The sequence below is a fragment of the Niameybacter massiliensis genome, from assembly GCF_001282685.1.
Taxonomy (GTDB): Bacteria; Bacillota; Clostridia; order Lachnospirales; family Cellulosilyticaceae; genus Holtiella; species Holtiella tumoricola.
Genome location: NZ_LN875035.1, coordinates 2,425,172 through 2,446,188 on the forward strand (window position 1 = coordinate 2,425,172; position 21,017 = coordinate 2,446,188).

20 protein-coding genes are annotated in these 21,017 nt (G+C 34.4%); 3 read left to right on the forward strand and 17 right to left on the reverse strand.

All coding sequences use genetic code 11. From position 1 onward, the window contains the following. Positions 1 to 150 precede the first annotated feature (150 nt). The 8 genes from BN2390_RS17085 to BN2390_RS17120 all read right to left on the reverse strand — a co-directional run bounded on the left by BN2390_RS17085 (position 151) and on the right by BN2390_RS17120 (position 7,387). The gene (locus BN2390_RS17085; protein WP_053985517.1) at positions 151 to 2,154 is read right to left on the reverse strand and encodes a CotH kinase family protein; all 2,004 of its coding nucleotides are present in this window, start codon (positions 2,152 to 2,154) and stop codon (positions 151 to 153) included. Between the two features lie 15 nt (positions 2,155 to 2,169). Beyond that, positions 2,170 to 2,841, reverse strand: coding sequence for a DUF4956 domain-containing protein (locus tag BN2390_RS17090; protein ID WP_053985518.1), 672 nt, complete (start codon positions 2,839 to 2,841; stop codon positions 2,170 to 2,172). 66 nt (positions 2,842 to 2,907) lie between these two features. Next, on the reverse strand, positions 2,908 to 3,600 hold the full coding sequence (locus BN2390_RS17095) for a polyphosphate polymerase domain-containing protein (RefSeq protein WP_053985519.1): 693 nt from the start codon (positions 3,598 to 3,600) through the stop codon (positions 2,908 to 2,910). Between the two features lie 179 nt (positions 3,601 to 3,779). Next, positions 3,780 to 5,252, reverse strand: coding sequence for a sensor histidine kinase (locus tag BN2390_RS17100; RefSeq protein ID WP_053985520.1), 1,473 nt, complete (start codon positions 5,250 to 5,252; stop codon positions 3,780 to 3,782). Beyond that, positions 5,242 to 5,916 (reverse strand): response regulator transcription factor, encoded by a 675-nt coding sequence (locus BN2390_RS17105; protein WP_053985521.1) that lies wholly within the window; start codon positions 5,914 to 5,916, stop codon positions 5,242 to 5,244. The genes BN2390_RS17100 and BN2390_RS17105 overlap by 11 nt, the downstream gene beginning before the upstream one ends. Before the next feature lie 229 nt (positions 5,917 to 6,145). Continuing rightward, positions 6,146 to 6,352, reverse strand: a complete 207-nt coding sequence (locus tag BN2390_RS17110; protein ID WP_053985522.1) for a hypothetical protein — start codon at positions 6,350 to 6,352, stop codon at positions 6,146 to 6,148. Between the two features lie 48 nt (positions 6,353 to 6,400). Beyond that, positions 6,401 to 6,712: a hypothetical protein gene (locus BN2390_RS17115; protein WP_053985523.1), complete on the reverse strand. Its 312-nt coding sequence runs from the start codon at positions 6,710 to 6,712 to the stop codon at positions 6,401 to 6,403. Positions 6,713 to 6,727: 15 nt separating this feature from the next. Next, positions 6,728 to 7,387: a biosynthetic peptidoglycan transglycosylase gene (locus BN2390_RS17120; RefSeq protein WP_154668847.1), complete on the reverse strand. Its 660-nt coding sequence runs from the start codon at positions 7,385 to 7,387 to the stop codon at positions 6,728 to 6,730. Between the two features lie 175 nt (positions 7,388 to 7,562). Between BN2390_RS17120 and hflK the strand changes: the two genes are divergently transcribed. The 3 genes from hflK (at position 7,563) to BN2390_RS17135 (ending at position 10,826) form a co-directional block, all read left to right on the forward strand. Continuing rightward, positions 7,563 to 8,576, forward strand: a complete 1,014-nt coding sequence (gene hflK / locus BN2390_RS17125; RefSeq protein ID WP_053985524.1) for an FtsH protease activity modulator HflK — start codon at positions 7,563 to 7,565, stop codon at positions 8,574 to 8,576. Continuing rightward, positions 8,573 to 9,508 carry an SPFH domain-containing protein gene (locus BN2390_RS17130; protein WP_053985525.1) on the forward strand — a complete coding sequence of 312 codons (936 nt, stop codon included), beginning with the start codon at positions 8,573 to 8,575 and terminating at the stop codon, positions 9,506 to 9,508. Before hflK ends, BN2390_RS17130 begins: the two co-directional genes overlap by 4 nt. A 139-nt stretch (positions 9,509 to 9,647) precedes the next feature. Continuing rightward, positions 9,648 to 10,826 carry a glycosyl hydrolase family 8 gene (locus tag BN2390_RS17135; protein WP_053985526.1) on the forward strand — a complete coding sequence of 393 codons (1,179 nt, stop codon included), beginning with the start codon at positions 9,648 to 9,650 and terminating at the stop codon, positions 10,824 to 10,826. A 7-nt stretch (positions 10,827 to 10,833) separates the two neighbouring features. On the opposite strand, the gene BN2390_RS17140 is transcribed toward BN2390_RS17135, so the two are convergent. The 9 genes from BN2390_RS17140 to BN2390_RS17180 all read right to left on the reverse strand — a co-directional run bounded on the left by BN2390_RS17140 (position 10,834) and on the right by BN2390_RS17180 (position 20,896). Then, positions 10,834 to 11,406: a hypothetical protein gene (locus BN2390_RS17140; protein WP_053985527.1), complete on the reverse strand. Its 573-nt coding sequence runs from the start codon at positions 11,404 to 11,406 to the stop codon at positions 10,834 to 10,836. A 70-nt stretch (positions 11,407 to 11,476) separates the two neighbouring features. Next, positions 11,477 to 12,376 carry a PHP domain-containing protein gene (locus BN2390_RS17145; RefSeq protein ID WP_053985528.1) on the reverse strand — a complete coding sequence of 300 codons (900 nt, stop codon included), beginning with the start codon at positions 12,374 to 12,376 and terminating at the stop codon, positions 11,477 to 11,479. Between the two features lie 157 nt (positions 12,377 to 12,533). Beyond that, complete coding sequence (locus BN2390_RS17150) at positions 12,534 to 13,316, reverse strand: CshA/CshB family fibrillar adhesin-related protein (protein ID WP_053985529.1); 783 nt, start codon at positions 13,314 to 13,316, stop codon at positions 12,534 to 12,536. A 91-nt stretch (positions 13,317 to 13,407) separates the two neighbouring features. Further along, entirely contained in the window at positions 13,408 to 13,605 is a 198-nt protein-coding gene (locus BN2390_RS17155) for a DUF4177 domain-containing protein (protein WP_053985530.1), read from the reverse strand. A 128-nt stretch (positions 13,606 to 13,733) separates the two neighbouring features. Next, a complete protein-coding gene (locus tag BN2390_RS17160) occupies positions 13,734 to 14,393 on the reverse strand; it encodes a response regulator transcription factor (RefSeq protein ID WP_053985531.1) in 660 nt (219 codons plus the stop codon). Between the two features lie 12 nt (positions 14,394 to 14,405). Beyond that, the gene (locus BN2390_RS17165) at positions 14,406 to 15,689 is read right to left on the reverse strand and encodes an urease accessory protein UreH domain-containing protein (protein ID WP_053985532.1); all 1,284 of its coding nucleotides are present in this window, start codon (positions 15,687 to 15,689) and stop codon (positions 14,406 to 14,408) included. Between the two features lie 83 nt (positions 15,690 to 15,772). Beyond that, positions 15,773 to 17,089 carry a sensor histidine kinase gene (locus BN2390_RS17170; protein ID WP_053985533.1) on the reverse strand — a complete coding sequence of 439 codons (1,317 nt, stop codon included), beginning with the start codon at positions 17,087 to 17,089 and terminating at the stop codon, positions 15,773 to 15,775. 135 nt (positions 17,090 to 17,224) lie between these two features. Beyond that, entirely contained in the window at positions 17,225 to 17,551 is a 327-nt protein-coding gene (locus BN2390_RS17175; RefSeq protein WP_053985534.1) for a hypothetical protein, read from the reverse strand. 819 nt (positions 17,552 to 18,370) lie between these two features. Further along, positions 18,371 to 20,896 (reverse strand): SpoIID/LytB domain-containing protein, encoded by a 2,526-nt coding sequence (locus tag BN2390_RS17180; protein WP_053985535.1) that lies wholly within the window; start codon positions 20,894 to 20,896, stop codon positions 18,371 to 18,373. Positions 20,897 to 21,017: the final 121 nt, after the last annotated feature.

Genomic DNA, 21,017 nt, shown 5'->3' on the forward strand with positions numbered 1-21,017 from the left:
TATTATAGAATGATTTTTAGATAATTTCAAGATGGTATATCAATTTTTTATTTTTTTTTATTTTTTTTTATAGCCTTATTTAAAAAATAAATAAATGCCAGTAATCAACTGCTTTTTGGTACGTTGACTACTGACACTTTAATCTTTTATCTATCTTTTTCGCTTTTTAAATGCCCAAACATACACTAATGCACCTAATAAAGCTGTCATAGCTACTACATTTATCATTAAACTACTCGCATCAGATTTAGCAGGTATTTGATTTGGCATAGGTCCACCCTTTTGTTGATCTACTGGACTTTGATTGATTTTGTTACTTATACTACCATCTGTAGGCATTCCCATTAAGCGTCCACCACCATCTTTATCCATTCCACCACCTTGTGTTCCCATCACCTCTAGGTTAATTAAACTTGCATCTACAAGTAAATGGTTCTTTTCTTTTTGTGTTTCTGTAGTAGATGGAATGGTTCCGTTTAGTTGTCCTTTAACGCTTTCTGCTCTTAAAATGCCAAATTGTTTTAGTCTAGCAACTGCTTCCACATATTCATCATAAGTATAAAATGCTGTAGGATCTTCCTTTACATACGGACTTATAAGGTTTTGAACCTGCTTAATCGTTTGAGCATATAGTCCACTGCCTATATATTCTTCTACAATCTGTTGCAAATAGGTATGATACTGTTCTTTATAAGCTTCTACCTCTAATAGCTTTCCTATAATAGGACGTTCTGATAAGTCTACCCCTGAAACGGGTGTATCTATTGGGAAGTTAACAGCTGAAGATGCTGTACCTGCTTGGAAACCGCCAAAAGCCAAATTATAATCCCAAGGTAACATACTTAACTGCCCATTGTCTTCATAAAGATAATAATTATGTTTCATACTGCTTACATAACTATCTAAATTGACAACAAAAGTATTTGCTGCAAAATACTTTAAAACACTTTCTACATTTATATATTGTTCTAAATCTGTTCCATCATTAAGATTTCTAAGAGCTGTAATCACGCGCTCTTCATCTTCTGATGTAGTTTTAAATACTGCACTTTCAAAGATACTGCTATAGGTTTCAACTTGGTCATCGCTATAGACTAAGTCACTTCCACCACCATTTCCACCAAAACCGCCATTCCCTTGTGGCCTTCCCTCAAAGTCAGATGGCATCATTTGACCTTGGCTACCTTCTGGCATCGTTGGCCTATTATTCATTTGACCTTCACCACCTGCTGGTATTGTTGGTGTATTTCCCATTTGGCCTTCACTATCTTCTGGTATCGTTGGTGCGTTACTCTCTTGGCCTTCACCACCTGCTGGTATCGTTGGTCCGTTGCCCATTTGGCCTTCACTATCTTCTGGTATCGTTGGTCCGTTACTCATTTGGCCTTCACCACCTGCTGGTATCGTTGGTCCGTTGCCCATTTGGCCTTGACTGCCTTCTGGCATCTCCTGAACACCAGGTATTGGTTCCTGCCCATCAGGGCGTTCCATTTTACCCCCACCCTCTTTGCCTCCACCGCCCATTCCTACTGTTTCTGGCTTATAAAGCTGTCCGTAATCACTACCAAAATTACGTTCTGCAAAAGATTGTTCTAGTGCCTCAACTGCTAAATAAAGCCCCCAAGGTTCACCATTTACTGTAATTTGTGTATATGCATGTAATGGATTAACAACACCTATGTAATCCATAATCTCATAGGATAAATACTCTTTCATACTTGTGGCATCCATAAAGTTGTTATTTAAAACAAATTTATCAAGTCCATAATAGTTTTGTCCTTTGACATATTTATCAAACTTAATCTTGAAACTTACTCGATCTGTATCTGGATCACTCGCTACTTGAGATAAACTGCTATTTCCTTTTGCTCGAATCCCTACATTATAGTATGTCTCACCATTTATAACTAAATTACATTTTACATAATTCTCCTCAAGTGCACTTTCTATCATCTCATCCCATTCAGATTGTTCAATTTGGACATCGATTATACTCACTTGATTTTGGTTAAATAGTTTAGTTTCATATAGAGGTACTTCTAAACTTGTACTTACCTCTATACTTGGTTGATACAATATAGCTAACAATAGACAAAAGCATATAATGCATAGCCCTATTCCAATCCATCTATTTAAGTTTCGGTTGGTTATCACACTTATCCCCACCTATCATCCCATGTAGTCGCCGTTATAACTTACAAGAACTGCGCTTTTTACACCTGCGATTTCTGAAATTCTATTCACAAATTGTGTCGTAGCATCTTTTAAGCGTACTTCAATTGTAAGCTCGATTTGATGTGCGGTAACTGTTTTTGATTTAACCATATGTTTTTTAACACTCTCGGTAATTGCTTTTTGTACACATTCTTCTACTTGTTCATCATTACAATTTACAACTAAAATATAGGGGTTATCAGAAGTCTTTTTATTCACAAATAAAATCATAATGATACCGATAAAAATCGACCCAAATACTGCAAGTGGAATAAGCCCTGCACCTAATACAATTCCTACAGTAATTGACCAAAATAAAAATGCTATATCTAAAGGCTCTTTGATCGCTGTTCTAAAACGCACAATAGAAAGCGCACCTACCATTCCTAATGACAGTACAACATTTGATGTAACCGCTAGAATAATTAATGTGGTAATCATAGTCATCGCCATCAGTGATACCCCAAAGCTTGCTGAATACATTACACCATTAAAACTCTTCTTATAAACCATAAAAATAAATAATCCTAGTACAAAAGCAAGACTTAGTGCTAGCACCATATCCATCATTGAAAAAGATGATACCTTGTCTAAAAAGCTTGATTTAAAAACATCGTTAAATGTCATTCTATTTCCCTCCTACATCCTATCTTTTTTATTCTCTAGCTCTTTACTTAACTCTTTTTTGTTTAATCATCCATACATTCTACAGACTGCATATTTTGAAAAAGCGCCACTTCTTCTACTTTCTAGTTGTACAATATCTGTGATGATTTCTGGAATAAAATCATCATATTTGACTTCTAGAATAATCGTATCTTGTGTATCAGTATGAATCATAGGTGTTTCTAAATTGAATAGATCATTTGCATAAAGGCCTGTACGAATATCTTGATCAATAGTAATACGTACATTGCCTGGCTTATATATAAAAGGCTCTCTTTTATAATCTACTAATGTTTTAGGTTTAAGCTGTTGATAATGCATTTTGGTATAAAGCTCTAACATAAGTGGATTTTGTGTATACTTCATCCATTCGATCTCTCCATCTAACAAATATTCACACTGTATCTTGGTAATAGATGTAGCTTGCTTATTACAAAGTCCATTTAACTTACTCTTTTTTTCTAGTTTAATATAGGAAAAATCGTCATTATAATAACGGATACGAAACTTCTCTCTATTATTCACGCCATCAATTTTTTCTCTTAAGGCTTTGTCATGAATATTATCAAAATAGAGGCTTCGAATCTTATAGCTACCATTCACATCTACATTGGCATCTGGTTTCGTCACAGCTCTTAGTCTACTTATAAGGGTATAATAGTCTACTCTATTAATTGTAAATTTTAATTCATGTCTAAATTTTAGCTTGTCTTGTTGCATACTCTCACCACCTTTCCTTGCTAGAAATATTCTAACCTCCTTATGTGATGGTTGGCTGAACATATGCTGAAAATTACTTGTGTTACATATAGAACATCTTCTATCTTTATATAAAAAGTAAAAGACGCTTTCAAATCATATAAAAGGAGCTGTTGCATTGATCACAACAGCTCCCTATCTTATCTTATTCGATTGAGTTCAAACCAAAATGTACTGCCTTCTCCAACATGACTTATGACACCATACCTTGCATCATGGGCTTCTAAGATATTTTTAACAATAGATAAGCCTAGTCCTGTACCAATAGCCGCACGTTTGTGTGTTTTATCTACCTTGTAATAGCGTTCCCATATATAAGGCAATTGACTTTCTTCTATTCCTTCTCCTGTATCAATAACTTCTATTCTCACCCTCTCCTCACTAATTATTTGTCTAACTTGAATCTTTTTATCTTTTCCTGTATAAGTAATGGCATTGTTAATCAGATTATAAATAACCTGGGTCAGTTTGATTTCATCCCCTTCTATATCAATAGCTCCATCATAATCAAACTGAATATCGTATCCTTCTTGTTCTGTTAACTTTTCATATCTTTTCATAATATGTTTGATGCTTTCTGTTAAATTAAATGGTTCCATTGTCAATTGCATGGTTCCAGCTTGTAACTTAGAAAGATCCAAAATATCATTGACTAAAATGTTTAGTCTAGTTGCTTCATCAATAATAATTTGTACATTCTCAGGTGTATTTTCTCCTGGTAAGTCACGCATCATTTCACCATAACCTATAATCATTGTAAGAGGTGTCTTCAAGTCATGAGATACATTGGCAATGAGTTCTCTTCTTAATCCTTCTACTTTTGATAACTCCGTCGCTGCATAGTTGAGCGTATTGCTAAGCTCTTGTATCTCTAAATAGCCGTTACCTTCAAAACGGGTTTCATATTTCCCTGCTGCTAAATCATGAGCTGATTCATTAATCTGTATAATAGGTTTAGAAATTTTCTTTGAAATCCATAGTGCTAACCCAACAGCTATAAAGAGTAAGATTATCGTAATATAAATAAGTTGAATGCGTAATGTATCTACTGTTGCATCGATAGGTGTAATATTGGTATTAAGCAAGGCGACAACTTGGCTTCCATCCTTTCTTGTAATCAATTGTGAATATAAAATGCTCTCAAACATTTGCTGCTTTTTAGGAGGAGGAAAATTTTGTATAGTTCCTTTCTTTTCATCTATAAATACCCCATGATTTTTCATAAAGTCTTCTTTTGTAAAATATTTAAGATTACTTCCCCCATCATTTTCGAGCGCTTGGTAATACTCATATAACTCCGCTCTTGACATATGAGTCAGTATAGAATCTGGGCTTCCATCTGCTCCGTAGAGTACATTACCACTTTTATCAACAATTTTGATGACTATATCATTTTGCCTTGCTAATTGCCTAATTAAGGTTTCTAAATCTTCATGTTCAATATTTTTTGAGATAGTGTCTGCTGATTTCTTAATGCTTTGTATTTTTATCATTTTATAAAAGCGTTCTAGAGAAACCACTTGGAACATCCATAAGATGCCAATCATAACAGCTACAAATCCTACTAAATAGCCATAAAGTTTCCATTTAATACTGTGTTGTTTATGCTTCAAAACGATATCCCACTCCTCTAAGGGTTACTATATAATGACTATATGTACCCAAGCTTTTGCGTAAAAGTTTAATATGTGTATCTAATGTTCTATCATCCCCATAGAAGTCATACCCCCATACTTGATTGATGAGTTGCTCTCTTTTTAAGGCAATTCCTCTATTTCTTACTAAGTAAAAAAATAACTCATACTCTTTAGGAGACATTTCTATTTTCTCTCCATCTATATAGACTAGACGCCCAGTAAAGTCTACGGTTAGACCTTCAAACTTAATGATTTCTTTTTGTGTATCTACTTGTGTAGCCTGACTACGTTTAATAATGGCTTGCACACGCATCATTAATTCTTTTGGGGAAAAAGGTTTCACTACATAGTCATCTATCCCTATTTCGAAACCATGAATTTTATCATATTCTTCGCCACGTGCAGAAAGCATCAGAACTGGTGTATTTGAAAACTTACGAATCGCCTTACATGCAGAAAAACCATCTAATTCAGGCATCATAATATCCATAACAATAAGATCAAAGGTTTCTTGCTTACATTTTTCAACAGCTTCCATCCCATCACTTGCTTCTATAACATCATAACCTTCAAAAATAGCATATTTTTTTATAATCTCACGAATTTTCATCTCATCATCTACTACTAATAACTTATACATCACACTTTCCTCTTTCTTCAAATCTCTTTTCTTTATTATACAATAAGAAAAAAAGTTTATGTGATGATTGTGTGAAGCTTTGTCGAACGCTTCTAGAAGTTTTCTTATTTCTCAAATCCACTTATCAAGCTAAGCATTCTATAAAAGCATCTATACAACACATCATTCTCTATCTTCTTAATATATAGCAAAGGGACGCTACCAGAAGGTAACGTCCCTTTGCTATATATTATTGAAAACGGTCTTTAAATTCTTGTTTCACTTCTTCTTTAAGTTCATGATAAGCTTCTTGAACATTATCCATTTTATTTTGAATACGTTCTTTGTTAAGCTCATGTTTTACTTCATAGCTTAAGTTTTCAGCTGTAAGTTTAGTTGCATCTACAGCATCTTTTAAGCCTTTTTTTGCGGTTTTTTTCATATCATCAAATGTCATAGCAATCATCCTTTGAGTAGAGTTTTAGATGACACTATTATACACATTCTATCGCTTTTTTATACTCATTTGAATATAACCTTCTTCTTTTTGCAAAGATAATTGATGGTCTTTTAATTCTAACTCGAAATTTGCAAAGCTCGAACGCAAATCTACGTCTCTCATAATATGCACCGTTACTTTACTACTATAAGGTGATGTACGTATCAAAACAGCACGTGACATGGGAAACTGAATTCTAGAAGTGAGTGCATGATCCATTTCAAGATTTAATGGATAAGAAAAGGTTTCTATAAAATAATCTGTATCCTCACCTCTTTTAATCGGTCTTGCTTCTAGATTCGTCTCAAATACTTTCATCTATTTTATTCTCCTTTATAATCCATAATCACTTAAACACGCAATTACTTGACTTTGTCTCTTTTTAGCTTCTGTATAATTGGTACTTAAAGCATAACGGCTAGGTGCTTGTGGAAGCCCTGCAAGTAAAGTAGCTTCATCAAAACTTAACTCTTTTGGCATTTTCTGAAAATACCCTTCACAAGCTTCTTTGATACCTGTATAACCATCCCCATAGTAAATAATATTGACATACATTTCAAGTATTTCTTTTTTACTATAGTCTCTTTCTAAATTAAAAGCCATAAAAAGTTCTTCTATTTTACGCATCACTGTCTTATCACTTGAAAAATACATATTCTTTGCAAGTTGTTGCGTAATCGTACTGCCACCTTGTACAAATTTACCTTCTACTAAATTGGTCAGTACTGCACGCGTCAGTGAAATGACATCCATTGCACCATGGTTATAAAAACGTCTATCTTCAGTTGCCACTATGGCATTCAAAAATTGCTCATCTATCTGGTCAAGTGTTACATAGTCTGGGTCTTGTTGGATCGTTTTAACTTTTTCTTGTAAGGGTATTTCTTCTATTTTATCTGTATAGCCTACATAGCCTGCACTCATTAATAAAAAGATAAGACTAAGTCCTAAAATCATGCTCATTTTAAATAAACGTCCTATTATTTTTCTCACGTAACCCCTCCTCATTTTTAGGATAAATTTATTATATCAATTAATTCTTAAAAATCAGCCTTATTTATCTAACAAAAACCTTACATTTTCTTAAGATTAGTTTACTGAAATTAATAAATACTTTATAATCTTACCCTATAATTTATATTATTAAACAATTAAAGGAGATGATTCTATGCAAGAGGAAGATAATATCATCATTGATATTCCAAATCCTAAACCGCCTAAAGATTTTATGAAGCCTATTACTCACATTGCAATGATTTTAGCCACTGTATTTATAGGTGCTATTCTTATTCTTGGTTCTGTTTATCGACTTTCAACAGGTACAGTAGCCGTTATTACACGCTTTGGTGCCATTACTGGTGTAAATGAACAAGCCGGTATTCACTTTAAGGTACCTTTCATTGATAAAGTCCAAAAAGTCGATGTACAGAGCATACATAAAATGGAATATGGCTATCGTACAGCTCAACCTGGCACGCCCCTGCAAGATCCTACTTATGCAGATGAAAACGCTGAGGAACAAGTTATTATAGAAGCTAAAAGCAACAATGCTTCTATTATTTTACTTAATCTGATTGTACGTTACCAAGTAAATGATCCCATCAACTATCTCTACGAAGTAGATGATATTGAAGGAACCATGCGTCTTGCTTTAGAGGATGTCATTCGTAATACCCTTCCAAGCTTCTCTATTAATGAAGCACTTCAAAACAAAGAATTGATTGATGAAGCCATTCTACCTAAATTCCAAAGAAAATTGGATAAATACAACACTGGGATCAAGATTGTCCAAGTAACCACTCAAAACGTTTCTCTTCTTCCCGCTGTAGAAGAAACACGTCAAAAAGTCGAAGAATCTAATCAGTACAAACAAGGTCGTGAAGAAGAGGCGCAAAAATATGCAAACACAGTCCTTCCGACAGCCAAAGCCGAAGCTACTAAATTATATGAAGATGCTAAAGGGTATAGTGCTGAAGTGATTGCTAATGCCAATGCAGATGTAGCAGAATTTGAAGCCCTTTATAGCCAATATGTAAAAAATCCAGAGATTGTTAAAGAAAAATACTATCTGGATGCCATGCAAGAAATTCTAAAAAATAATAAACTTGTTATTGACCAAACACAAGATAATAATCTACTCAAATTCTACAATATCCCAACAGAGGGAGGTGAGGGACAATGAAAACTAAACTCAAAGTAACACTTGGTATAATTGGCGCTGTTTTACTCATTGGACTCGCTAATAGCATCTATATCATAGAACCTGATGAAGTTGCAACTATTGAATGCTTTGGTGCCCTTAAAGCAACTGTTATTCGTACAGAAAAGCAAGATGTTGTTTCAAAAGGACTTAATACCTATGAATCCTTAAAAGATGTAAAAATGATTACCGAACGTGGCCTACTTTTCAAATTACCTTTTATTGATGAAGTAGAAAAATATATTGCCAAATACCTCACTTATACTTCTACGCCTGAAACCATCAATACAAGCGATAGTAGAAAATTAGACATTCAAATGTATGCTCAATACCGTATTGAAAACCCTGCTGTATACAAAATGAAAGTTGGCTCTTTGAATAAGCTTAATCAGCTTATGGACGATAATGTCTATCCTGTTGTTATTCAATCTGCTAATAAACTCACTTTTGACCAATTCTTTGATGACGAGATTATGTCTAAGATGATGGAAGAACGCCGTCAGGAATTAAATAAAACACTCGTTGTTCAATATGGTATAGAAGTTGCTGATATCGGAATCTACCGCAAAAACTTCCCTCAATCCAATATTGCAAGTATAGAAGACAAAATGAGTAAAGAAATTCAAAAAGAAAGCGAACGCCTACGTGCTGAAGGGGATGCCTACTATACTAAATCCACTTCTGAAACCAATCGTATTGAAAAAGAAATCATTGCAAAAGCTGTAGAAGAAAGTGCGGTTATCCGTGCTGAAGCTGAAAAGCAAGCCCTTGAAATCTACCAAGCTTCTTTAACAAAAGATCTAGACTTCTATCGCTTTATCCAACGTATGAATGCATATAAAGATTTAAAAAATCAAACAATCTTCATTGGTCAAGAGAATGAATTCTTAGATTATATCAACGGCTATCGCTAAATGTTAAATATAAAAAGAATGCTCCAATGAGTCTCATGTACTCATTGGAGCATTCTTTTTATATAGTATATCTTCTTTAAAGTTATCTTAGTGAACAGCTTGCATATATTTAAATATATTGATTTAAAGGAGTTTACATATGCTTTATAACAACATTCTATTACAAACATACTCTCCTGAGGGGCTAAATGCCTCTCTTATCTCTTTTTATTCTGAGTGGAAAGAACGTTACCTTCGTACAGTGTCTAATACTTATCCAACTCAACAATATCTCTTTTACACCTTGGATCAACCTAATCTTCTACCTGCTGTCACTTGTTCAGAAGCTATGGGATATGGCATGTTCATTTTCCCTATGATGAGTATCTTTGATCCTAATGCAAAACATCATTTTCATGCCCTATATCGTTATATTCAACACTATCCTAGCTTCTACAATCCTCATCTTATGGCCTGGCAACAGATTATGACACCTGATGGCCATATTATCAATGCAACTTCAGATACTTCATCCGCCACTGATGGAGATATGGATATCAGTTACGGACTCCTCTTAGCACATAGACTCTGGGAACAAGATAAGGACATAGATTACCTCCAGGAAGCACGTCTTCATATCCAGGCCTTGATGACAAGTTGTGTCAGTCCAAAGGATTCTATTCTCTACCTTGGTGATTGGGTCTCTGGTCTCCAAGAAAATGACTTTAAATATGTTACAAGAAGTTCTGACTTTATGGGTTACCTTATTAAAATTTTTGCTCAAGTAGACCGCAAAAATAAACGTCGCTGGCTACAGGTCCTTTCTTGTATAAACCATATTATCGACAGTCAACTTACAAGACAAAGTAAAACAAATGGTCTTATGCCTGACTTCTTTAAAAAGGAAGGAAAAAGTTATATGGCTCCTACATCACAAGTCCTCGAATCTCTTCATGACGGTGATTACTTCTATAATAGTTGTCGTACGCCTTGGCGGTATGCTATGAACTCTATCCTCTTCCACTCGCCTACCTCTTACGAAGTTCATCTACTTAATCAATGGATAAAAAAGAAAACCAAAGGCATGCCTTCACAAATTGTATCAGGTTATTACATTGCAAATGGTATACCAGGTGAGGGCTTTGGTGAACCAAATAACCTTGCCTTTATTGCACCTTTTTTAGTCAGTGCTATCGCTGAAAAAGGTAATGATGCGTGGATTTTGTCTCTCTGGAATACTCTTCTAGCTAAACCTATAGATGAATGTACTTTTTATGAAAATACCCTTAAACTTATTGCCATGATTATTGCAACAGGGAATTGGTTATCTCCTATATAAATACCTTTTATCCCTTATTCAAAAATTTAAATTTTCCTTTTAAAAAGGTGATGTAGTCTTGTCTATCTTGATGCTGCATAAAATCCTCCTGTATCACCTTTTCTATCCACTCTAACTTTTCTTTAGAATGGGCTTCATACCTTTTGATGATTATCTCACCCAATTGTTCTAGCCTTAGCATTTCTTCATAGACATCAGATATGTATTCAAAACTTGTAACAGCTACCGGCTGTTCACTTATAAAGGCAAAAGGAATGTCTTCTTGTTTACTATAATTTTGAACTGAATCTACGCAATAAATAAATCCTTCTTCACCTTTATACGTTTCTTCAGTAGCCTGTGGGTAGTATTCTTCTATAACTAAAATACCTTCTTTATTAAATCCATAACTTGCCCATGTATAAAATTTCCCTTTATGCTCTATTTTCTGCTCTATATGGAACTTTTCAACTGCATTGCTCAAATAGACAAGTGTATTGGCTCTTCTACTAGTCAAGTACACCCATGGCTTGCCATGATTTGAAATACTTGGTTTGAGTACCTCAATGTCTGGAACCTTAGATCCATGGTAAAATCTCATATGCTCTCTCCTAACTTTCATGTATCTTATCATACTAAGTACCACAAAATTACTTAATATACTGTTACTTTTAGTATTTTTTTATCAATCCTATTTGCTTCAATTGTTGCTCTATTTCATATTCATTAATTGTGCAACGTGTTTCACCTAACTCAATAGCTGACTTTGTCTTACCATGATAATCACTGCCACATGTTATCAACAAATGAGATGATTTCCCTTTATCTAAGAAAAATCTAATAGTCTCTTCATCATGATAGTTACTAAATACTTCTACGCCTTGTATCCCCTTTGTAACTAGCTCATCAAACACTTCATAGTGTCCTTTTAAGTTTTGTCCAGGATGAGCAAGTACAGCAACACCACCATTCTTTTTAATAAGTCCCAAAGTTTCTTCTAATGTAGGATAAATAATTTCTTTATAGCAAGGTTTGTCTTTAGCATAATAATCCCAGTAAAAATTCACATAAGGGTTATCGCTTCTTATACCTTCTCTACGATAAGGCTTTAATAACTCATTTTCTCTATATCTCACATCATTGAGTAAAACTTCTGCAAACATTTCTCCTGTATAAATACCGTTGCTACTTAACTTATCTAAGTCTTCTTGATGAATATTAAACCCTAACTGATTGGTTAATTCAAGCTTCTTCCTAGAACTTTTTAATTCTTGCTGTATTACATTTTCTTCTATTTTAATAAAGTCCTCACCAGTCGTATCTATACCATATCCTAAAATATGTAGATTGATTGCTTTGTAAGTACAATCTATCTCTATTCCTGTAATATATTGAATCCCATGAGTCTTTGCTACCTCTTTTGCCTCATGTACACCCCTTACGCTATTATGGTCTGCAATAGCCATAATACGTATGCCCTTATCCTTACATTTTCTCACTAATTCACTGGGTGAAAATTCACCATCATCACTATAAAGGCTATGCATATGTAAATCAATAAATTTATTCATCTTCCAATCTCCTTACTTTTCGTTTGCACATCATACTCTATCTTATCTACTTCATGCTATAATAATAACCTAGGTTTATTCAAATAAATATAAATAAATAAACTAAAGGCAAGGAAACTTCTTAAGCTTCCTTGCCTCTTTATTGCTTATATATTTTCTAGTAACAGCACTTACAGCAACAACATTTACCACAACAATTATTATAGCAGTCATTGCATACATTTTCCTGACTTATGTCATTATCTAATACTATAACACCAAAAGCAAAACCTTCTCTTCCACCTTCTGTAGTTGTATTTGCAACAATAGTAGTTGGATTTTGCGTCATAAAAATATTAGAAGAAGTTGTGCTGGCATTGGTTGGTTGCCCTGTTTCTAATACCGTCTTAGTAGACTGCCCTGTTACCTTTGGTCCCGCTGTTATATTACCATTTTCTGAGGGAATGATCTGAATCCATGACCATACCGTTCCATTAGTCGTTACACTCCATGTTTCTGCTATACTTTTAGCACCTTTATTTGTTGTTTCAGCATCTGCTGCAAAAAATAAAAAGTTGTTAACTCCATTTCCACACCTATCACTCAAAATAATATTACTTAATACTATTTTGATAGCCACTGGTACTGTTATTGGCTCATTGATAGCTGTGTATAATGCCACATTTCCCCTAATCCCCGTATATGCTTTTGTTCCAAATGGAGCTGCACTAAAAGTAGGTACTGGGAATCCAGAATATACAACTTCTGATGCATAAGGCTCTTCTGCTGTTACTGCAATAGAAGCATCAAAACTAATTCTATATCCTCCAGGGATTATGTTTGTTATTGTAGCATGGGGGTGTGCATTACTAAGTTGTAAGTTAGTACCATAGTTAATCCAGCCTATAGATTGAGCAAGTACACCTGCGCTAGTCTTACTCGCATATTGAACAGATAACATATCAAACCACCTCTATAACTATTTATATAGTATATAAAGGTGCATTATTTTGTTCCCTATTTGTCCATCTTTTATCTTTATTTTAATATTACTACTTTCTAGGTCTTTTAAATACCATAAAACTTTCATCCAATTTGTTAGGTTGCCCATAAGCTTGCATTTTAGGTTCATGCATATTGACAAGTTCCCATTCTTCTTTTCCGTATGCATTTAAATGCTCTTCAATACTTAACTCATTCTTCTCGTTCACAAATTGATCAAAGGCTATTGTTTTGTATTCCCATTCCATTTTGATTGCTCCTTCCTTTTATTTAGGGACACTATACTACTTAATCTCTCATACTTCATATTTTAGTGTCAGCAATCTAGAATCTATTTATACCTTAATCTATCTTATATATTGTATACAACTTTAATTTATTTATCTTCCATTCTATAGCCATATCTATAGATTGTCTCTACCTGAAGCCTTGGCATTTTCTTTCTTAACCTTCTCATCAAATCATCAACTACGCGGTCACTTCCAAAGTAGTCTCTTTCCCAAATGTTATTCAAAATTTCGTCGCGCGTAAAAGGTCTTCCTATATTATTGTACATCAACACGAGTAACTTATACTCTCTACTAGATAAATCTAAGAGTGCCTCTTGGTCATATACTTTATGGGTATTAAAGTCTATTTTGTATCCAGCAATAATTCCTGTATCTTCTGACTTATAGCATCGATCGATAATTTTTTTGACACGTAGTACAAGCTCTTTAGGCGAAAAAGGTTTGGCAATATAGTCTTCTGCACCTTTTTCTAACCCTAGTATTTTGTCAAAATCTTGGTCTCTCGCTGAAATCAGTATAATGGGTAATTTAGGATCTATTTGCTTGAGTTCATCCATCAATTCAAAACCACTTTTACCTGGTAACATAATATCTAAGATCCATATATGCATGTCCTCTTCTATTACTTCACTAACGGCTTCTGCACTATTAAAAGCAAAAACTTTATAATTTTCTTTTTCTAAATAACTCTTGATAATATCATTTAGATTTTTTTCATCTTCCACTAATCCAATACGAATTTCCATCAGAACTTCCTCCTACTCCACAACTGTAATGGTATTTCTAATCATTCCCATCCAACATGAATACATAAAGGTCCCTTCTTCTGTTGGCATAAACTCAAATACATTTTCTCCTTCTTGAAGTGAAGCAAATATTTCGTACTCTGGAATATTAACTGCATAGTTACAGCCTGTTAAATTTCCAGGTTTTACATTCATTTTAAGTCTTACAGGGATATCCTTTTGTACCACAATATCCTCATACCTTCTAGGACCTACATCAACATTTACAACCTGATAACCATCTTCCATGATAACATTACGATTAGCTAAACTATTTCCACTAGCTAGGGCTGTATTAATACCTGCTGTTGTTAATCCATTTAACATCATACTTATACCTAAGACTACAACTAAATAGCCTCCCATTTTAAAGACCAATGCTTTTGCTCCAACAGATAACTTGTTAATAAATACACCCAATCCTAACATAAGTGGCACTGTACCTAAACTAAAAGCTAACATCGCTAATGCACCTTGTATAAAACTTCCTATACCAAGGGCATAAATCTGCATCATCTGAAGAGGCCCACAAGGCATAAGCCCGTTTACAATCCCTAATATAAATGGCCCTCTATCATGACTGAGCTGATACTTTATCTTTGACAATTTTAAGTTCAAGTGTTGCATCAACTTAAGATTTGTTAACGCTACAACTCCTGCATTATTTAACCCTATTATAACCATAAGGCAACCAAGTACAATGGGTACGACTGCAAAAAAAGTATTCCCTAAAGTTATCCCTGCCCCAACGGCTCCTACTATACCTCCTAGAAGTGTATAAGAAATAATTCTTCCTATATTATATAAGATATTTCTTTTAATATTGTCCTTTTCGTTTGTTACTTGAGATAATGCAATCCCCCCACACATGGATATACAATGAAAAGAGGTTGTCATACCTATAATAAATAACATGATCAGACTTAGGCTATTACCTCCTGTTAAAAGTGTAGAAAAATCAGGAACAATGCTACTTATGATTAAGAACAGGAGTATTGCTATTCCCGCTAACATCCATACCTTTTTAGGCTTTTTCTCCTGACTTTCTAGCTCTTCCACAAGTTCATAACCAAGTACTTCTAAAATCTTTTTGATTTCTTGTAACCGAATTTGACGTGGGGCATAATCTATCTCTAAACTTTTAGTTTTCAAATGCACTTGTGCCTTTTGAATCCCTTTTTTATTACTTAAATTTTTTTCTATCTTTTCTTTGCACTGGCTACACGTTATGCCACATACTTTATACACCTTATTCATTGTTTCACCTCAACTATTATTGGATTGAATAGAGCTATTCTAACAAAATAGTTTGGTGTAATTACTAAGTAAATATGGAATAATTATGTGATTTGCTTAGTAATCTTAAATGTTACCCCACCTCGTTCATTGACAAAGGTAATCTCATATTGATAGAGTTCTACAGTCTTTTTCACAATGGAAAGCCCAAGACCTGTTACGCCACCTTTGCCTACCTCAAAGGGATTAAATAAACTTCCATTCATACTCGCTTCAATAGGTGGACCATCATTATACATAGAAAAAACACCTTCTCTAACCATAATCCTAATTTGGCTCTTCGCATAGCGTTTGGCATTATCTAACAAATTTTCTATGACAATGCGCCACTTTTCTGTATCTCCAAGGAAATAGGACTCATCTAAATCACTTTCAATACATAAAGGCTCCTCTCGGTCTTGCATATACCCTACAACTTCAAGGACCAAGTCTTTCATTTTTAAAGTATCAGGAATCTCCTTTTGACTTTTAATATATTCTAAGCGATTTAAATAGAGAAGACTTTGGACTCTTCTTTGCAAGCGGTCTGCTTGATCATAGATAACATGAGCTGTTTCTTCTACTGTACCATAAGGATAAACTGCATCAATAATCCCTTCTGCATAGTTTTTGATCACCGATAATGGCGTCTTTAAATCATGAGATATATTGTGAATCATATCTTGCTTTACTTGGTCATTCTCATAAAGTTTTTGACGCATCGTTTCTAGTGAGGTCATCACTTCTTGAAACTCAGCAGTATAATGATCTGTTTTTATAGGATTATTTAAATTTCCCTCACCAATTTCATCTAGCTTAAATTGAATATCTTTAAGATTATTAATCAGTCTAGCATTCCATTTGTAAAAGATCACCAAGATAATACCTATAGTGATACCAATAATCATAAGTACATTCATAAAGAGCTGATTAGATAGCATGGAATAATTAGTCTCTATTTTATATGAAATAAGGATATCTCCTTTATATTGGGTATTAATCACATAATAAATCACTTCATGCCCTTGTACATACTTATACATTCCAAGTGGTTTCTGCTCGGCAACTGCTTTTTCATCCATCTGTAAAAAGAATTCTTTATACATCAATCTTTGATGCAATAAATCTTCTGTTATATCTTCATCAATATTTGTTTCTAATTGACTATATAAAATATGATAGATGCCATCATATCCATTATACTTTTCAAGTCCTTCTTGACCTAGCTGACTTTGGACTTCTACTATATGATTAAATATTCTATTATCAAAAAAGTATCGCATTGTGCTTGGTAAGATGGTACAAAAGACAACAATACTTCCTATAATAATTACACAAACCGTCAAAAACAACTGATAGTTTAATCTTGTTATCTTTTTCATTTATTTAGCTTCCTTTTACTTATTATTATTGGGGATATGGCTTAGTATACCAATCATGGCTATTATAACACCTTTTAACACATACAAAAAATCAGTTAATGCCTCTCTATGACATTAACTGATTCTACCTACTTTTTAATGGCAACCGAAGCCATTTCTACCTCTATTAGAACCATTGTTACTCATACGCTCTATACAGTAGTTGAACATCTCTTTTACTTGTTCTTCTGTAAGGTTACCTAACTCAATTTGTTGCTCCATCATATCTCTCATTTCATCATAGATGTTGCTATAAGTATCCTCACCTGCTGATAGCGTTACTGCTTGATTATTTACTGTAGCTGTAAGTTCTACCGGTACTGTACCTGTGTTATTTATAGTGGTTGGTCCTTTTGCAAATAATGAAAAACTTCCTACTGCCATTATCCCAACAACTAATACACCTAAATATTTTGCTTTCATATTGTCCCTCCATCTATTCACTAAATTTGCTAGTGCATAATAGGATTATATAAGACGGCTATCTGAGAATGATGGAATAATTACGGAAGAATTATGTGTTTTTACTTCTGTCTTAAAATAACTACTTGCATTAGTACAACAAAAGCCAACCTAAGTTGCCCTCCCCTCCAAAATCACGGGCAGACTTAAGCTGGCTTTATAGGTGACATATTTATTCGGATTCTTAGTCTAATTTCATCAATAGGGTTTTGTGTAAGTCGTTGTTAGGTCCCTTCCTAGCCGATTCTCGTCCTTACGAAAGCGCCTGGTAACCCTGCCGGTGAAAGAGGTCGCAGTCACTTTACACCATTAATCGTCTGGCCACTTGTAACACATAAGAGGTACTATACGGTTCCACTTAACGTTTTACACAGTATGTATTATTGACTCCATTATAAGATTTGAATCCTCATTTATGCTTTCATCCTCCACCCTAGTGTCACCGCTAAAGTGGGAATGCCTAAGAAAAAAGTGTTCTTTTGGGAAGGGAGGCAAAAGTTAACTTGCTTCTTTCTTAGTGGTATAAGATCCTGAGTATCTAGAATATCAATCTCCTATACTTTTATATTAAGTGTTACTTGATACTGCATGTCTTTTGATACATTTAGTATACTCCTTTGAAACTTTTCTTTCAATTGACAGAATTAACAAAATATTAATTTTCAATTTTTATCTTTTATAAGGGTTTGTAAAATAACTCTTCTTCATTCGTACTAGAATTTGTATACTTTTATAAAAATAGGGTATAGAATAATGAACCCATTATTCTATACCCTATTTTTATATTTTTTCTATACTAATCCCACTATAATAATGTCTTAAAATTTCCTTGTAAGTATAGCCTCTTTCTGCCATACCTTGTGCACCGTTTTGGCTCATGCCCACACCATGTCCATATCCACCACCATATAGATCTATTTCACTAATCAACTCTGAGTCATCATAGTGGATATCCATGCTGAAGAAAGCACTTGGTAATAAAGACATATTTTTGATTTCGCTGCCATCTGCACGGGTAACGACAATAGCTTCTTTAGTCGCATCCTTTTGTGTCGGTGCAAAGAGTGAGCGTACAAGATATTCGGTTCCTACACGTATGGTTGCTTCTTCACCTTCTATAACCATCTCCATAATATTGCCGCCTTCTCCGCGTTTTGTTACTTGAATTTGCTTGATTGCACCAATATTATTGAGCTCGCCAACGACCCAGTCATTGCCCTTTTTCACCTTGACCATGTTTGGATAATTGGTGGAAAGGTTATAAATGTTGCTATTAACTATATGTTCTAACTGCTTCGCATCCATATGTACTTGCCATCTAAACCAAGGTGCATCTTGGTCAAAGGCATCTAATTCTTTAGCTGATTTAGTAAAGAAGCTATAAGCATTCTTTTCACTAGATAAGTCTTCAACAGCTCTTTCACCTATATATTGTTGTCTTGCTACAAGGTAGCTTGGTGTATTACTAGGGAAAATCTCACCAATAGCCCACGTCTCACCGTAGTTTGCAGTATATCCTGCTGACGTTGAGAAGAAGTTACCATTTACAATGCGGTCGTTATACATCATGACCTCACCTTTAGTTTCATTCACTGCGTTATAAGCAGCTTCATCTGCTGGCACTTGGTTATACACTTGACTTGCTACTGTGTCATCTAATTGGGCACCATATTTTAGGTACTTATTACTTTTTTGTTGTGATCTTGTAAAGCTTCTTGCGGCAATAGCTTGTGCCTTTAGTGCTTCTTTATCATAGCTTGTTGGCATTTCACTTGGAATTACCCCTGCAATATAGTCTTCTATGTTGACTTCATTAACAAGTGTATAGCCTTCTTCTTCCTTATAGACTTCTAAAGCACCTTTATAAGAGGGATTAGTATCTTTTCTCTTCATAGATACAACCTTCAAAATCCCCTCTCCTTTGGGTGTTAAAGTTACTTTATTTTTTCCAATTTCCCAAGTCATCTCCTTAGCATCCCAAGTCTTGTCTGCTTCAAAATGAGTCTGCTTATCCCCATAGGTGACTGTAAAACCTGTTTCACAGCTTATCTGTACATTTTCTTGATTATAGCCCGATGTACCATCTGTTGATAACAAAATACGTACATCTTGTGACAAGGTGTCGTCAATAACCTTAAGGGTTTGTATGCAATCATTTTCCATTGTATAGGTTACCTTAATACCTGAAAAAAGTTGACCTGGTTGCTTATAGACCTCATTACCTGTGCCATCATAAATGGTTAACTTTTGAAAAGGTAGCCTCCCCGCTTTTGCAAGCTCAACATATTCATCTGTCATTCTCACCACCGTATCGCCTACATCTTCTTTAACTTGTTGATAATTAGTAATCGTATTATTTTGTATATTTACAGAACAAATCTTACCTACTTCTTCTGCTGGGATGATTTGATTGTTATAGGTAAGTTCATATTCTCCTACACGAAGTGTTGCCTTTCCATCTTCTACAGATACAACATAGCATTCATTAATACTACTTGTTGCACTCATTGTATCTACAATACCTAGTATTTCATTGTTTTTTACAATGGCTTGCAACGTATAGCCTACGCATGGGTCTAAGATTAAACCTTCAAATCCATAAACCCCTTTATCAGTAAGTACTTGCCATGCACCAAGCTTACTATCTGTAAGAGAAGTTGCCAAAATACTTAACTCTTCGTATTGTAAAATTTCCTTTTTCCCTGCATGTTCTAAGGCTTGTTCAAAACCTTTTAAAAACTGTTTAAGGGTCAAGTCTTTCTCTGATACATCTTGTGTACCATTAACATTCACTGAATATCCATCACCTAATATATCTGCAAAGAACTGACTTGCTTCTTGATAAGTCATAACTTCCATCGCTTCTTCTTCATTAAAAAAACTAAACTTAGCATCTTCCTTTAAACGTGTGTAGTATTTACTGTACCACACCTCACCATTAGCTCCTTGTTTTAAATCTGCATCATCCATTAAGGTATAAGCAACAATTTTAGCAATATTTGCTTTGGTACAAGGTGTCATATTTGAAGGTAATGTTGTTTCTTCTTCACTTGGCACAACACCCTTACTAATAGCTTGCTGTGCTTTATTCATCCACTCTCCTAAATACCCCTTGCCTTTTTCTAGAAATTCTTTCCCTGATTGTCCACTTGCCAAGTACATTCCAATAGCAATTACAAAGAGGAGAACTAATATTGTCACACCTTGACCTCCACTTTCTTCATATCTTCCTCTTCTACTATGTCTTGTATTTCTGCTGCTTCTGTAATCTCTACTACTCCTGTACCCTCTATCGTATCTACTCATAGTCCTCCTCCTTATTTATTCTCACCTTTTGTATGGCACTACTTTAGCTTGTACTATATATATTCTCCCTTGTCCCTAAAAATACCAAAAGTAAGTAATATTTGATTTAAAAATAAAAAAG

Coding starts and splice junctions, on each gene's coding strand:
- hflK (WP_053985524.1), top strand. CDS start 7,563: ATGCAAGAGGAAGATAATATCATCATTGATATTCCAAATCCTAAACCG.
- BN2390_RS17135 (WP_053985526.1), top strand. CDS start 9,648: ATGCTTTATAACAACATTCTATTACAAACATACTCTCCTGAGGGGCTA.
- BN2390_RS17155 (WP_053985530.1), bottom strand. CDS start 13,605: ATGGAATGGGAATACAAAACAATAGCCTTTGATCAATTTGTGAACGAG.
- BN2390_RS17160 (WP_053985531.1), bottom strand. CDS start 14,393: ATGGAAATTCGTATTGGATTAGTGGAAGATGAAAAAAATCTAAATGAT.
- BN2390_RS17105 (WP_053985521.1), bottom strand. CDS start 5,916: ATGTATAAGTTATTAGTAGTAGATGATGAGATGAAAATTCGTGAGATT.
- BN2390_RS17145 (WP_053985528.1), bottom strand. CDS start 12,376: ATGAATAAATTTATTGATTTACATATGCATAGCCTTTATAGTGATGAT.
- BN2390_RS17180 (WP_053985535.1), bottom strand. CDS start 20,896: ATGAGTAGATACGATAGAGGGTACAGGAGTAGTAGAGATTACAGAAGC.
- BN2390_RS17090 (WP_053985518.1), bottom strand. CDS start 2,841: ATGACATTTAACGATGTTTTTAAATCAAGCTTTTTAGACAAGGTATCA.
- BN2390_RS17175 (WP_053985534.1), bottom strand. CDS start 17,551: ATGAAAGCAAAATATTTAGGTGTATTAGTTGTTGGGATAATGGCAGTA.
- BN2390_RS17095 (WP_053985519.1), bottom strand. CDS start 3,600: ATGCAACAAGACAAGCTAAAATTTAGACATGAATTAAAATTTACAATT.
- BN2390_RS17165 (WP_053985532.1), bottom strand. CDS start 15,689: ATGAATAAGGTGTATAAAGTATGTGGCATAACGTGTAGCCAGTGCAAA.
- BN2390_RS17115 (WP_053985523.1), bottom strand. CDS start 6,712: ATGAAAGTATTTGAGACGAATCTAGAAGCAAGACCGATTAAAAGAGGT.
- BN2390_RS17110 (WP_053985522.1), bottom strand. CDS start 6,352: ATGACATTTGATGATATGAAAAAAACCGCAAAAAAAGGCTTAAAAGAT.
- BN2390_RS17130 (WP_053985525.1), top strand. CDS start 8,573: ATGAAAACTAAACTCAAAGTAACACTTGGTATAATTGGCGCTGTTTTA.
- BN2390_RS17170 (WP_053985533.1), bottom strand. CDS start 17,089: ATGAAAAAGATAACAAGATTAAACTATCAGTTGTTTTTGACGGTTTGT.
- BN2390_RS17140 (WP_053985527.1), bottom strand. CDS start 11,406: ATGAGATTTTACCATGGATCTAAGGTTCCAGACATTGAGGTACTCAAA.
- BN2390_RS17150 (WP_053985529.1), bottom strand. CDS start 13,316: ATGTTATCTGTTCAATATGCGAGTAAGACTAGCGCAGGTGTACTTGCT.